This is a genomic window from Fibrella forsythiae (assembly GCF_017353175.1).
Classification (GTDB): Bacteria; Bacteroidota; Bacteroidia; order Cytophagales; family Spirosomataceae; genus Fibrella; species Fibrella forsythiae.
In genome coordinates this window covers 414,508-428,552 of record NZ_JAFMYW010000005.1, presented here as the reverse complement: position 1 = coordinate 428,552, position 14,045 = coordinate 414,508, and the positions used below count along the sequence as shown (strand labels likewise).

The 14,045-nt window shown below is 54.7% G+C and carries 9 protein-coding genes; 4 read left to right on the top strand and 5 right to left on the bottom strand.

The genetic code is table 11. The features are described from left to right. Window positions 1–4: 4 nt before the first annotated feature. The 3 genes from J2I46_RS18220 to J2I46_RS18210 form a co-directional block, all read right to left on the bottom strand. Window positions 5–1,210, bottom strand: a complete 1,206-nt coding sequence (locus tag J2I46_RS18220) for an MFS transporter (protein WP_207330480.1) — start codon at window positions 1,208–1,210, stop codon at window positions 5–7. Between the two features lie 111 nt (window positions 1,211–1,321). Further along, window positions 1,322–2,533, bottom strand: a complete 1,212-nt coding sequence (locus J2I46_RS18215; RefSeq protein WP_207330479.1) for an alpha/beta hydrolase family protein — start codon at window positions 2,531–2,533, stop codon at window positions 1,322–1,324. A gap of 100 nt (window positions 2,534–2,633) precedes the next feature. After that, the gene (locus J2I46_RS18210) at window positions 2,634–9,221 is read right to left on the bottom strand and encodes an alpha-2-macroglobulin family protein (RefSeq protein WP_207330478.1); all 6,588 of its coding nucleotides are present in this window, start codon (window positions 9,219–9,221) and stop codon (window positions 2,634–2,636) included. A gap of 437 nt (window positions 9,222–9,658) precedes the next feature. Here J2I46_RS18210 and J2I46_RS18205 point away from each other — a divergent pair, with 437 nt between their 5' ends. After that, window positions 9,659–9,817, top strand: a complete 159-nt coding sequence (locus J2I46_RS18205; protein ID WP_207330477.1) for a hypothetical protein — start codon at window positions 9,659–9,661, stop codon at window positions 9,815–9,817. Between the two features lie 164 nt (window positions 9,818–9,981). Continuing rightward, entirely contained in the window at window positions 9,982–10,179 is a 198-nt protein-coding gene (locus J2I46_RS18200; protein ID WP_207330476.1) for a hypothetical protein, read from the top strand. Between the two features lie 170 nt (window positions 10,180–10,349). Here J2I46_RS18200 and J2I46_RS18195 read toward each other — a convergent pair whose 3' ends face one another. Then, window positions 10,350–10,823: a DUF4293 domain-containing protein gene (locus J2I46_RS18195; protein WP_207330475.1), complete on the bottom strand. Its 474-nt coding sequence runs from the start codon at window positions 10,821–10,823 to the stop codon at window positions 10,350–10,352. A 136-nt stretch (window positions 10,824–10,959) separates the two neighbouring features. On the opposite strand from J2I46_RS18195, the gene mnmC2 reads away from it, so the two are divergent. Beyond that, window positions 10,960–11,619, top strand: coding sequence for a tRNA (5-methylaminomethyl-2-thiouridine)(34)-methyltransferase MnmC2 (mnmC2, locus tag J2I46_RS18190; RefSeq protein WP_207330474.1), 660 nt, complete (start codon window positions 10,960–10,962; stop codon window positions 11,617–11,619). Between the two features lie 75 nt (window positions 11,620–11,694). Here the strand turns inward: mnmC2 and msrC are convergent, their stop codons facing one another. Further along, a complete protein-coding gene (gene msrC, locus J2I46_RS18185) occupies window positions 11,695–12,180 on the bottom strand; it encodes a free L-methionine (R)-S-oxide reductase MsrC (RefSeq protein ID WP_207330473.1) in 486 nt (161 codons plus the stop codon). Window positions 12,181–12,448: 268 nt separating this feature from the next. On the opposite strand from msrC, the gene J2I46_RS18180 reads away from it, so the two are divergent. Continuing rightward, window positions 12,449–13,990, top strand: a complete 1,542-nt coding sequence (locus J2I46_RS18180) for a S41 family peptidase (RefSeq protein ID WP_229379827.1) — start codon at window positions 12,449–12,451, stop codon at window positions 13,988–13,990. Window positions 13,991–14,045 lie beyond the last annotated feature (55 nt).

Here is a 14,045-nt window from a genome sequence, read left to right as displayed (position 1 = left end):
CATTTTATTCCTTCGGCAACCGCCAGCAGAGCGTGCCAAGCGCGGCCAAACTAGCCGCGAACCAGTAGAAGGGCAGACTAAGCTGAATGGTTGCCAGCCCACCGTAAACAAGTGTCGTCAGGAGGCTGGCAATACCGGTTAGCGCCTGGTTCAGGCCAAACAATTCGCCCCGGTCTTCGTCAGAGGTGAGTTTAGCCAGAAAGCCGTTGAGCAACCCATTGATAAGTGATACCAGCAGTGCATCAACCGCCACCGTCGCGTAGAGCAGCGGTAACGACGTACCCAGACGGGCATAAACAAGCTGTATGCCAACCCCGACAAAGGCAATGACAATCAGCACAATACGCTTATTGATCTTGTTTACCAGGTATTTGAAATACAGCAGGTTACTCAACGCGCTCAGGCCGCCGAAATAGACGAAGAAGAACGATATCTTCTGGGCATCGAACTTCAGCGGACTCAGCGCCAGGTACGTGATGAAATACGTTTGATACCCCAGTTGCAGCGTTGCCAGCAACATCAGGATGGTCAGGAACCGGAAGCCGGGATGTTCCTGGTCTTTGTCAGACAGTCGTTTCCAGAGCTTCGCCACGTTCAGGTTGGCCCCTACCTCCTGCCAAACGGCCTGCCAGTCGAGTTTACTGCGCTGCTTGGTGGTTTCGCTCATCAGCAGCACTACGCCAACGTTCACTACGCTGAGGGCAATAAGCACCCACACCACCAGCTTCGCCTGACTCGATTTGTCATTAACGAAAAAGAGCGCCAGCCCCGCCACCATAGGCCCGAAAACGTGCCCCAGCGACACCAGCGTGCTGATATAGCCACTGTTTTTAGCCAGCTCTTCATCGGGCGACAGGTCCGTTACCGACGAGCGCATGAGGGCGTACATGCCGTTGGTGAGGCCATCGCTGATTCGGTTGGCGAAGAAGAAGCCCGCTTTGATGGGAATCAGCAGGAGATTGGCCGCCAACGTACCTGCCGCCGACACCAGCACCAGTGGCTTGCGGCCCAGCGAATCGGAGAGCTTACCGAGCAAAGGTGCCGACACCAGTTGAACGCCTAAAAACAGGGCCGTACCGACCGACAGCCACCATTCCGGATTGGATAAGTCTTTAACGAATTCGGGTCGAACGGGACCGGTAGCCGAACCCACTACCACATCAAGCAAGACAATCAGGAAGATAATGGCCAGCCGCCGGTCTTTAAACATGTAGTTACAACTCCGTTCAGCAATCTTTTGCGGTAAAAAGCATTAAATGGCTTTTTACCGCAAGACAAGGCAATATGACCGGGAGCTAACTTATTGCCTGAGCACCAACAATCATCGCTTCGAGGCGAAGAAGGTATACGTACCGGTCAGGAAATCCTGGATGGCAGGGCCGTGGTCTTTTCCTTGTATGGTGATCAGTTCTACGTTGGTTGCGCCGCGGGCTTTCATAGCCATTAGGGCATCGGTTGAGTTACGGTAGAAAACCTGCTGATCGGCGGTGCCGTGGTAGAGTTGCAGTGGTGTTTTGGGTTTCCAGTCATAGACGTTATTGTCGCGAACGGCGGCCAGAAAAGCGGCATCGGTTCCATTTATAATCCCCGTCTTGAAACCATCGCTAAAGGCCGTGTTGATGCTTACGTTGATGGTCGATTTGGTACCGTTGGCCTGCACATCGGTGGCATAGGGCTCCTTGAAATAATAGCTCATGGGCCGGTTGATGCCATAAACACGATTATAGGTCTGTAAAACCCACACATACAGGTTGTTGTAGGCCGGAATGCCGTGGGTCGTTTTGGTACCCAGATCCTGCATAAAACCTTCCACATTGTAGGGGCCCGCTCCGCAGGATGCCGCCGTGATGGTAAACTCGTTCGGAAACTGTTCTTCCATCATTTTCAGTAACGACATCGTTGCATGTCCTCCCTGCGAGTAGCCCGCCAGAAACACGCGGTTGTCCCATTTGGCGGTACTGGTTGCCAGAAACTCTTTCGACGCCCGCAGCATATCCAGGCTGGCCTGCGCCTCTGTTTGCCGGTGCAGATATGGGTGCGGCACGTTCTTCGACTCGCCATACCCTACATAATCGGGGCAGGAAATGATGTAGCCGTTCGAGGCGAAAAACGCACCAATCGTACCGGCTTCACTGGCGGTGGTAAAATACGACGGCGCATCGCCCTCATTGAACAACGTACCGTGCTGTTCGCTCACGATCGGAAACGTTTCCGTTCCGATTGGTACCGGCACAACCAGAGCTCCCGACGCCATAACGGCCGTTCCATCAGGATTCTTGGTTTTATACACGAGCCGATAGGCCTGAACATCGCGTTGCAACAGGATGTTCAAGAACCCGTTCGTTTGCGCATCGACCAGACCGGATGCTGCAATCCGTTGTATCAACTGCGTTCTGGTCAGGGTAGTAATCGGTGTACTACTCACCAGCACCGACTGTTGATTCTCAATCGGGTCAATCGGCTTACAATTTGTCAGGTACAGCCCAACAACTAGCAGCATAAACCAGCTTGTAGTAGTGCGTAGAAATTTCATAGGGAGAACCGAGATAACAGGGGTATGCTTTGTAAACGCGAAAATGCCCTGTTCGTGCGCACGAACAGGGCATTCAGGGCAAGAATTGTGTAGACGGTAACTACCTCACCTGTACCCGGCCACCACTGGAATGGGCGGCAAACTCGGGCGCGTAGAAGCATTGCACGGTGGCCACACCGGAGCCAAAATCGCCGGTATGCACTACGCGCAGGGCGTATTCGAACACATGGGTACCCGTGGGCAGATACTCGATGAAGAAATCGGTGCTGGCATCGCGGGGCGCTTCATAGTAGTAGAGGCCATTTTGGTATTTCGTACCCGACAGCGCCGCTACCGGCTCAAAACCCGACGCACGACCGTCTTTCAAGTGCACATATTCCATACTCCGGTCGGCCGTCAGCACCACGCGCACTTTCAGCAGGTCACCGGGTTTCAGAACAGTTTTGGGCGTTATGGCGTCCAGCACCGGACCAGCATCGGTATTGCGCTGGCGGTAGAGGGTTTTCTTCAGCGTCAGGTTGTTGCCGTTACCCGCCACGGCGTCGAGTGGTTCAAAATGCTGCCAGTAGGTTGCGCCCCATCCCGGACCGGTTTTGGCTGGTTTGCTGACCGTGACCACGCCCATCGAGGCCGTTACTTCGGCGGGGGTAAATGTCACTTTCTGGTAGCCGGTCAGGGCTTCGGTTTTAGTAACGCGGCTGGCGATGTCTTTTCCGCCCACCACTACTTTCATAGTCGCTTTGGTATCGAGCCAGTCAGAACCGCGCAGTAACAGGGCATAAATCGCTTCGGTTGTGGCCTTAGTTGATGGCCACGCCTGGGTACGTTTCTGCTGCACCAGCCACTGCCGCATTTTGTCGATAAAAGGCTCGTTACCAACCAGTTTACTGTACTGGGGCATAGTTCGCAACCAGGCAAAGCAGTCGAGCATCGGCTTGGCTGCTTTGCCTGGTTCATCGCGGCAGGCCTCATCGTAGGCTTCGATGATATACGCATGCGTTTCAACAGGTGCCTGATACCAGTAGGTCCCGCCTGCATTTTCCGGCCAGTACATACCCAGCTCGTCCGACACCTTACTGCGCTCGGTCAGCGATTGCAGAATGGCGCGGGCCGCATCGATTTGTTTGAACCGGTACAGCGTAGTGGCCGCCAGCGCCTGACTTTGCAACGGGCTCTGTTGCCAGCCGCTCGTCAGCACCGGAAGCAGGTACGTTTGTATGGCTTTCTCGACGGGGTTACTATCCAGGAAGAAACTACGGGCGTACAGGTATTGCGCCGCCCAGTACGGCGTACCCGGCGCCCTTTTTTGCGCCGCAGCCCGCGCTTTTTCTTCGGCAATCTGCCGGGTAGCCTCCGCATCGGCATACCGTAATAAACCAGCCTGCAATGTGGCGGCTTCGGCCTGCGCACTCGGGTCAAACGTTACGCCAAGCTTACGGAGGTGACCCAGCCCTGCCAGCACGTGCAGGGTCATGTTCAGGCTGGGGCGCATCCCCGAGAACCAGGTAAGCGCGCCGCTACCATCCTGCAACTGCCGAAGTTTGCCAATGGCCGTCCGTTGCTCACTGGCCAGTCGGTTCTGATCGAAAAACTGGCCGAGTCTGGCGGTCCGTTCCGTTTCCGATTTGGCGTCGTTAAGCCAGGGTGTGTTCTCCAGCGTAACGGCTTTCAGCTCCTCATTGCTCGCCAGCGGGCTTCGGGGCGGCGACTGTTTCCACAAGTCGACCACCTGCCTGAACTGCGGACGGCTGTTCAGAATATGCGCGCCGAGGCTATTGGCGTACATCTTGCTGAACAGTTGCTCGGCGCAGTCGTAGTTGTATTCCATCAGGTAGGGCAGGCTCTGCAGCGCATACCAGGCTGGGTTGCTCGTCACCTCTACCGTAAGGCGCTCGGTGTTCAGGGGTAGCTCCGGGTTATGACCGGCCAGCGGCTCCAGCCGGAATGTCCGGTCGTTATCACCGCCATTGATCCAGAACGGCTGCACGTCTGTCACGAGCGTGCGATTGGGCAACACCGGTACCACGCGCTCTTCGCCGTCGGTGAACGTACCTGCGGTGGCTGTTACGCGGATAGCCACCGGCGGAAGATCCTGCGGAACAACCAGCGTCCAGGCAATGACAGTGCTCGTTTTCTCAATTGTGAATGAGCGACTGAGCGAATTAGTGGATGTTTTGGACAGCATCTTTCCGTTCAGCAGTTCGCCGGTGAGCGCGTCGGTTAGTTGCAGCGTGGCGGTGCCGGTGAGGGGTTTTCCGCTCAGATTATCAATGCGGGCGGTAAGGCGGAGCGTATCATTTTCGCGGAGGAACCTGGGTACGTTGGTGGTCACCATCAGCTCTTTCTGTGTCACGATCTCGCGCTCCAATGTACCTGTCTGCATGGTTTTCGTGTGGGCGAAGGTCACCAGCCGCCAGCGCGTGAGGGCCTCGGGCATGGTAAAGTTCAACACTACGCGCCCTTGCTTGTCGGTTTGCAACTGCGGGAAGAAAAACGCCGTTTCGTTGAAATTCTTCCGAATCACCGGCGGGTCGGCCACGGGAGCTTTGGCAGGCACATTCGGGTTGCCTGCCTGTTCAGGTGCAGCATCGGCCATAGCTTCTTCAGCTTTTGTTCCCCGGATAGCCATCTTTGCCATCGAAGCGGGGGCAGCCATTGTTGCCACTGCTCCGGTCATGCTTCGTTTTGCCTCATTGCCATATCCCACCACAACCACTTCGTTCAGCGCGCTAATGTCCTCGGCCATCGTAGCATCAACAACTTTCTTCGTACCCAGCGCCACCTCAACTCGCTTGAAACCAATGACACTGAAGACCAGGGTCGGTTTTTTGGTGGTGGCAGGAATAGTTAGTCGAAACGCACCGGTATCGTCTGTACCGGTTTCGACTTTTGTTCCTTTCACAACCACACTAACGGCTGGCAACCCAACATCGCCATCGGCCAACGAAACGCGGCCTGTGACCACGTTTCCTGCGCGTTCGATATGAATGGCAACTGATCCCAAATAAGTCGGCTGCTGATTGAAGAACCGGCCTCGATAGGAATCATATCGGTATGGTCCCCATCCCAGCTCAGGCACCTTTCGTATCGATGACGGATAAGGCGGAGAAGGCGCATTCCAGTACTGCTGCGTTGTTTTCGTACCAAACGCCGGGCTTTGCCAGTAGCTTGAACTGGTTCCGTTTATACCGTAAAACGACGTGGGCCATTCCAGCCGTGCGAAGGCATCGAGGGAGGCGTCGTAGAGGGTAGCAGCCAGTTCGGCCAGCACTTTGTCCTGCTTCGGACCGCTGATCCGTAACGTCCACTGTTCGGGCTGGCCGGGTTTCAGTTTATCCCGGAAGGTTTCGGTCTCAATAGTCAGTTCCTTGTTTGTAAACGGCACCGTTACGGTCTCAGACTGACTCAACAGGCGACCGTTTTGCACCATCGCAAAATGTACGGCGAAGTTGCCCCGGTGTTTCTCCTGAACAGGCAGCACCACACGCAGCGGCTGGCCCGTTACCGTCAGCCATTCTTCCCGCACAACCTTACCTTTCTCTTCCACCGCCATCAGAATTTTGTTGGGATGCTCGGTAGAAGCGGTCGACGTACCTACCCAGAAAACGGCTTCTTCGCTGGGTTGGGCCGTTGCTTTCTGCACCTGAACGAACGTACCTGACCGGATCGGCGCCGTAGGCTGCTGCGGGTCAATAACCTGGAAAAACACCGTTTGCTGCGCCGTTTGGCCCGCTGAATCCGTCGCGTTGATATCTGCCGCATACATACCGGAAGGCAGTCCGGCCAGGCTGATCGATTTGGGCGAAGCCGACCGTATGGGGGTTCTGGCCCAGGTGGCGGGGTCGTCTTCGTTGGCGTACAGGTCGAGCGGGAACTGAGCCACATACTCATCGCGGGTCATAACGGTGCGGTCGGCACGCGGCCACAGGCGACTACGCAGGCCCATCCGCGAAGGCGTAAGCCGGGCAATGGCTACCGTACCGGATTTGATGCCCACCTCGTTGCCACTGGCGTTCGTTAGCCTCACTACATAGGGCTTCTGCTCGGTGGTCAGTACGGGGCTGGGCAGAGCAAGCTCCGCCGTCAGGGCCGTGTAGCCAATGCGCAGCGTCTGCGTGGCCGACCGTGTTTCGCCCGACTGATCAGTCACATCGATGGTAACCGTGAAGGTAAACTGCGGTTTGTCGGAGGCCGGGCTACTTAGATCGGGCTGCGCCAGAAAGGCGAAATCAACCACTCCATCGGCATTGGTCGTGGTGGTGCCGTTGGCAATTTCCTGCTCGTTGGATGGGCGTGCAGGCCGCCACCAATTCCAGCCCCAATAAGGTTGGTAATAGGTACGGGTAACCCGGTAGCTGACTTTCGCGTTATCGACAACGGCTCCGGCCAGCGTCTTGGCGGTCGCTTTCACGGGCACGTTCTGTCCCAGCACCACGGCCTGTTTCAGCGGGTCGGCCACTACGGTGAAAGTTGGCCGTTTGTATTCTTCAACCCGAATACTGGCCTGTCCATAGTCGGTCATGAGGGTCATCTGTCCCGTCAAGCGCCCCACGGGTGCCGTAAACGTACCTGAAGCAGAGCCAAACTCGTTGGTTTTCACCTCTGCCTTAGCCACTTCTTCGCCATTCACATCCATCAGCCGAACGGTGGCTGACTTGTTTGGCACCACTACAAACTGGTTGTCTTTCCCGCTATAGACCAGCACTTTCCAGTACACTGTTTGGCCCGGTCGGTAGATAGCCCGATCGGTGAAAATAGCTGCCCGTTGGCTTTCCGGTTCAACTACATTGCTGCGACCGTAGCGGTAGCTATAGAATATGTCGGTGTCCAGCACATCGTCATTACGGATCAGGCGGAGGAAATAGGATTCTCGTCCCGGCATCTGCGACGCGTTAAGTACCAGTTTCCCCTGTGCGTTCGTTTGAACAGACCCTGATACGCTCGCTTTCTTACCCTGATCGTTCAGCGTTAAGAGTTGAACCGTTGCATTGGCTATGGGTTGGCCCGTTGTGCGGTCGGTCACATATATGGTTTTAACGTCGTTGTCGTACTGGTAGTTACCATCAACCAGCACGTAGCTCAGGTTCGACACGGCAAACGTGCCAATGCTGACCACTTCGGCCGTTTCAGCGCTGGGTTTGGCCCATTTACCTTCGTTGGAAACCAGCAGCACGTAATAACCCAGCGGCAGTGCTTTCACCGGAATTTCAACGCTGTGGCGGCGCAAATCACCGTCGTCGGGCAGGGCAAGTTGCGCTTCGCCCACTACCGGGTGGTTCTGAACGGCGGCAAACCATTTGTCGCGTTTCGGGTCGGTCTGGTAGTCGTTGAATATGGTCAGCGCGCGGGCTTCGTCGGCGGTGAGGCGCAGAATTTTGTAGAACAGCGTTTTCGTGTTCTGAAACGTCACCCGCGCCCGGAACGGCTTACCGGGTACATTGGCCCCTTCTACCTCTACGCCCAATACCGGACGAACCAGGTTATCGAGCAACGGGCGGGCTGTTTGGGCCGGAATGCTGTTCGGGAAGCGGGCAATCAGGTCACGGGCCAGTTCGGCAGCGCGTTTACGGTCCCAACGGTGAGTCGTATCAACGTCGGGTTCGCTGGTATCCTGATCGGTGCTTCCGTAGCGACCTCTGGGCAACGGACGTACCTGCCCTTCGCTGGCAAGGTCCTGCACCAGCGCCAGCATATATTCAGCTTCAGCGGCTTTGTTTTTGAACGTGGCGATCTGCTGCGTCACTGTTTGCCGGTATAGGGCCTCCTCGTTGGGCAACGTACCCAGCCGTTTCACCAACGCCAGCCGCTCCACGTCATTCACGGCAAAGGCAATCGGGTTGGCATCGTTCCGGTGGAAAGCCAACAGTTGCTGGTACAGCTTCAGCGCCTGATACGGCCCCGACAGCGGATCGGTGGCTGGCAGCACCGTAGCGACGAACGTTTCCGGACCGGCCAGATACGCCGGATTGTTAACGGTAAACGCCTGAACAGGCTTGATCACGTCGGTCTGCACATCATCAAAGAAATCGATAGCCCGGTGTGCCAGCACATCGAACAGCGTAGGTCGCAAGGCCCGGCCTTCTTCATTACCTCTATTGATCACCGCATCATACGTAGCTACGGGCGACTGCTGTAATCGGGCGGCATCCTGCACCGAAGCCGTGTAGAGTTCTGTCACGGTCGTTTGCAGGCGGCGCGCATCCCAGGTACGTGGATCGATGTCGCTGGTGGCACTTTGCGAGGTTGGATCGTCGGGGGCGGTGGCAGTACGGTTAATGAATTTGTAGCGATTCTGCTGAAAATACTGCCAGTACACCTCGGCCAGTACCGATTGCAGCACCGCCCGCGTCGGTCCCTTCGTTGTATTAATGTCGGCCTTCAATGACCCAATCATGGTCAGGTACGTTTCCTCATCTTTTGCCCCGTTGGTCCGGTACACCACCCGGCGCATGGCCGCCTTCAACAATTGCGGATCATTGCCCGCCTGTTTGGCTTCGGCATAGATGCGGTCGGCAATAACCAGGGCCGACTGAGGCAGCCCACGAGCCATCAGCGAATCGGCCGATTTCCAGCTGGCGGCATAATCAGGTGGCGGTAGCATAGGGCTGGGTTTATCCGTATGGAGCAGCGTCAGGAATGGCAACAGCAACAATGGAAATGTATAGATGAGTGAGGCGGGGATACGCATACAAATTCTGTTTAGACAACTAAGACAACAAATAACGCTAACCGTTTAGCCAGACACGTGTCTTCGTTGATGAACAAGAGTACGGATTTTACCAAAGGGTTGTGATTTGGTTCATTGGCTGAATGGTTAGCTGGTCGACTGGGGGGCACCGCTCGCTTTTTGTAAAAATCAGCGCGGAGCCTACCAGTCAACCAGCTAACCATTCAACCAATGAACCAACCAACAAAATCATTTTTGATCCACACGTGTTATAGAGTTATGCCAGCTACGTGTTGCTCACCAATCCGGTAGTGTGGCCATTGCTATGAAAAACAACACATTGCGTTACGCGTTAATGGGCTTGTTCCTCGTCGTTACTCTGGCTAGTTGTGGCCCTTCGTACGTAGGTGTCCGCACCGGCCCAGGTTATAGCTACGGCCCTCCATATGGCGGCTATTATGCGCCACGACCCTACTACGCTTATCCCCGGCCCAGGTACGTTGCTCCACCCCGGGTTTACTACAACCGCCCCCGTTATTACCGAAGCCCGAACTACAGCAACCGCTACAGCGCACCCCGTTACTACAATGGCGGCCGGCGGCGGTGATAAGCAATAAACAGTCAACGAAAAGTCCCGACCAGTAGCCTGATCGGGACTTTTTTATTTAGTGGAGAAATTGTTGGCGCATTGTTTGTTCCATTCTTTTACACGCTGAACCAGTACAACGATCGCGACACTTTCTGCGTTAGGTATACTGAAGCGTAGTCAACTGAATGAGTTATGAAAACAATGGCTTTTTTGCTCGTCTTTTCGGCGTCGCTGCTGACTGGCGAAGCCCCGGCGGCAACGCTGTCGGCTACCCGCACCACGGTGAAGGAAGAATCGCTTTTTAAGCGCAAAAAGAAAGGCTACCGACGGAAAAAGGGCTTTATGTGGGGCCTCTTCAAGAAAAAAGGCTGCGGCTGCCCGAAATTCTAGCACAGATTAATGTGGGAACGCGGATTGGGCGGATGAAATAGATTTACGCGGATCTTTATTTAAAACTGATTCGGTCTGCTCAACTACAAAACTGTTTTAGCCAAAAAGCTGCGTGAATCGTTTTAAATGCCTTTAATCCGCGTTCTAATCATTATCCGCGTACCCATCATTTAGCGAATACGATTCGATTCGCGGACTAATTTTTCGTCGCGGCGGATAAATCGGTTGGCGAGTGCGTTAAGTACCAGCGCGACCACGATTGCCCAGAAACCCGTTAGAAACGACCCCTGATCGGCGGGGTTGCCATACGTTTTACCATTTATCAATACGTTATACAGTATGACGCCCATCGACGCGGTTAACAGAATGGCATTAGCGGCGCAAAGGCCCATCTGCAGCAACCGTTTTTTGTACTGAAAAATGGCGAACAGCGCAATAATGGCCACAATCAGAAGTAAACCGCCCAAATACCAAAGTGGGGTAGTAAAGGTGGTTACTCCCTGTTCGTACGTATATTGAAGGGGCGTTAGCTCGGCCTCTTCGCCGGGGTTCATGCCAGGCTTCTCCCAGATCGGGTTAGCCAGCGCCACGCCCATTGCCCCTGAAATCAGGAATAGAAAAACACTTTGAATGCGTTGAATCATTTTTTTATAAGAAATTGTAGTCTGTTTAACGATTAACAAACAGGCTGTGGAAAACACCGCCGCCCTTTAACTGCTTATACAGGTTAGTCATGTCGGTAGCCAATGGCGAAATTAGCCGAAAAGCCTGAATGTTTTGATGAATACGCAAGTGGTGGTAACGGCCGATGGTTCACATTCGGTATTCAACGCGGAGGTAGGGCAACACTACCATTCTATCTATGGCGCCGTCCAGGAGTCAGATCGCGTGTTTATTGAACTGGGATTACTCTACACCTTCGACCGGGTGGAAGGACCTGTTCGTGTGTTTGAAATGGGGTTTGGCACTGGCCTAAACACCCTGATGACGATCCGTGAGGCAAAGCGCCACCAGCGGGTGATCGATTATGTAACGGTCGAAGCGTTCCCGATTCCGGTTGAGGAAGCACGTCAACTGAATTATGATCACGAACTAACCACCTTCTGGCTGCCCGATCTGCACGAAGCGCCGTGGGGGTTACCCACACCAATTGTTCCCGAACTAACACTGACCAAATACAACACCCGCGTTCAGGACCTGCCGCCAGTAGGTACGTTCGACCTGGTGTATTACGACGCGTTTGCCCCCGAAGGCCAACCCGAACTCTGGACACTGGAAATTTTCCAGAAAATGGCTTCGCTGCTTCGTCCCGGTGGTGCATTAACCACTTATTGTTCAAAATCGGCCGTACAGCGCAATCTGCGCGATGCAGGGTTCGACGTTGAAAAGCACGTAGGTCCGGCCCGTAAACGCGAGGTTATCAGGGCAATAAAAATGTAGTGAGTATCAGGTTTCAGGTGTGCTGTTTAGCATTTGGATGGTAACGAAGCAGCGCACCTGAAACCCGATACGATACTACAACTCCTTTCCTATCAGCCGGCCTACAGCTTCAAGGCCCTGCACGTCTACTTCGCTGAAGTCATTAAGGCGATCACTGTCTACATCGAGCACCAGTATAACGTTGCCCGCCGGGTTGAAGACCGGAACAACCACCTCTGATTTAGACGCCGAGCTACAGGCAATATGCCCCGGAAATGCCTCAACATCGGGCACCAGTATGGTTTCCCGACGCGTGTAAGCCGCTCCGCAAACGCCCTTGTTGAAAGCAATGCGTGTGCAGGCAATTGGCCCCTGGAACGGACCCAGTACTAACTGATTCTCTTTGGCCAGGTAAAAGCCAACCCAGAAAAATCCGAATGCTTCCCGAAGGGCGGCCGCTACGTTGGCCAGATTGGCCACCAGATCCGATTCGCCCGAAATAAGCGCTTCAATCTGCGGAATCAGACTATCGTATATAGCCTGCCGGTTGTCTGTTTGCGGAATATGAAGTGTTTCTGCCATGTGGACAAAGGTAGGAATAGCGTAGGGCTTGGGGCAAGGGGTATGGAGCTTGTGGTGTTGCTTTCTCAAGCGTATTGCTGACGCGAAAGCAACACCACAAGCCTCATACCCCTTGCCCAAGCCCTACGCTTTTATTTCCCCAAAACCGCCGGTAACCAAATAAGCTACGGATTGTTTGTCAATGAGTTGCTTTTTCTATGCAAAGTTGATAGATTAACAGCTCGTAACACAATTAAGCCTATCGGCAAACTCTTGTACTAACCTTCTTATGTCTGTACTTTTCCGTATGGCCGGGCTGGCCTTTGCCTGGCTGGTATTGCTGACGGGTCCGCTGGCAGCACAATCACTTACTCTTTCTCCCGACGAAGCGCACGACGACCTACTCTACCTACGTCGGCAACTTCGGGCTTATCACCCCGGCCTGGGTCATTATACGCCGAATGCCGACATGGAGCAGCTGTTCGATTCGCTGTATAATCGGGTTAATAGCCCAATAGACTACCTGTCTTTTTTTCATCACCTGAGCCCCTACCTCAACGGCTTGAAAGACGGACACACCAACCTGAATCACCGCCGGGGCTTTATTGATCGCGACACGCGCTTTGTGCCGTTCTACGTGAGGCAGGTAGCTCACGATTATTTTATCAGCCACAACGCTTCGGCCGATACATCGCTCCGGCGGGGAACACGCCTGCTATCAGTACAGGGACAGCCTATCATCGACGTACACCGCGAATTGATGGATGGCGACCGGTCAGGGTCCGACGGCGATAACAGTACGGGGCGCCATAACTGGAGCATGATGCAGTTTGCCGATTATTATGCCGCCTGGTATGGCTCCGTCGACTCGGTCACGATTCAATACCAGCTTGCCCGGCCAGATGGGTCACTCGACTCTACCATTCGGCAAACGCGGGTGGCGGGCATTGTATCGGCCGCGTTCCGGCAAACGCTCCTTGAGCGATACAAGGCTGATTTTGGTCGTAATTCCGAATTTCGCCAGCCTAACTTGAGCCTTCGCCTTGTCGATTCCCTGTCGAACACGTCGGTGTTACGGGTATCGTCGTTCCTGAATCCGAAAACGTTCGATCCGTTTCAGTGGGCCTTCAAAAAGCGGTTGAAGCGGGCATTCCGGCAGATAAAAGCCACGGGCGTAGAGAACCTGGTGGTCGATTTACAGGATAACGGCGGCGGCGCGGTGCTCAACTCGGCGCGGCTATTGCAGTTCTGGATGCGCAAGCCCTTTACTATCATGCAAAGCGAGCACATTAAACCAGCCGCCCGCGCCGAACTCGTTAACCGCTGGAACCCGCTGTCGGTACTGGATTTCAAACTACGCTACCGGCGCGACGGACAGGGCGGATTTGCCAGCCGGGCGGCCGTGAGCAGGCATTACCGCCCCTACCGGCGACTGGCCTTCCGGGGCAATCTGTACCTACTAATGAACGGGTCGTCGTTTTCGGCGGCTACATCGGTATTGGCGAAAACCCTCGACGCCGGGCAGGGAACGTTTGTTGGAGAAGCCAGCGGCGGGGCCTACTGGGGCGATTTTGCCGGTCAGTTCAAGTACGTTACGCTGCCGCATTCGCGCATTCAGGTACGTATTCCGCTGAAAAAACTGACGCACGCCGTAGCCGAAGCCCACGCCAACGGCTTCACAATCGAGCCTGACTTTACGGCGCAACGTACCCACGACGACCTGATGACAAACCGCAACGTGGCCCTGCGCGAAACACTGACACTTATCCGTCAGCAGGTTACGGCCATTCGTACGGTTGACCGGGACGGTAAGCTGGAAGCGCTGAAATAAAGAGAAGCATCTATAGAATTAGGCTACTATAGTATATTGCGCTTCGTTTTAGTCA

Bases quoted from the DNA above. Each gene is read 5' to 3' on its own strand.
- J2I46_RS18205 (WP_207330477.1), top strand. From the start codon at position 9,659: ATGCGCCACGACCCTACTACGCTTATCCCCGGCCCAGGTACGTTGCTC.
- J2I46_RS18210 (WP_207330478.1), bottom strand. From the start codon at position 9,221: ATGCGTATCCCCGCCTCACTCATCTATACATTTCCATTGTTGCTGTTG.
- mnmC2 (WP_207330474.1), top strand. From the start codon at position 10,960: ATGAATACGCAAGTGGTGGTAACGGCCGATGGTTCACATTCGGTATTC.
- J2I46_RS18180 (WP_229379827.1), top strand. From the start codon at position 12,449: ATGTCTGTACTTTTCCGTATGGCCGGGCTGGCCTTTGCCTGGCTGGTA.
- msrC (WP_207330473.1), bottom strand. From the start codon at position 12,180: ATGGCAGAAACACTTCATATTCCGCAAACAGACAACCGGCAGGCTATA.
- J2I46_RS18195 (WP_207330475.1), bottom strand. From the start codon at position 10,823: ATGATTCAACGCATTCAAAGTGTTTTTCTATTCCTGATTTCAGGGGCA.
- J2I46_RS18220 (WP_207330480.1), bottom strand. From the start codon at position 1,210: ATGTTTAAAGACCGGCGGCTGGCCATTATCTTCCTGATTGTCTTGCTT.
- J2I46_RS18200 (WP_207330476.1), top strand. From the start codon at position 9,982: ATGAAAACAATGGCTTTTTTGCTCGTCTTTTCGGCGTCGCTGCTGACT.
- J2I46_RS18215 (WP_207330479.1), bottom strand. From the start codon at position 2,533: ATGAAATTTCTACGCACTACTACAAGCTGGTTTATGCTGCTAGTTGTT.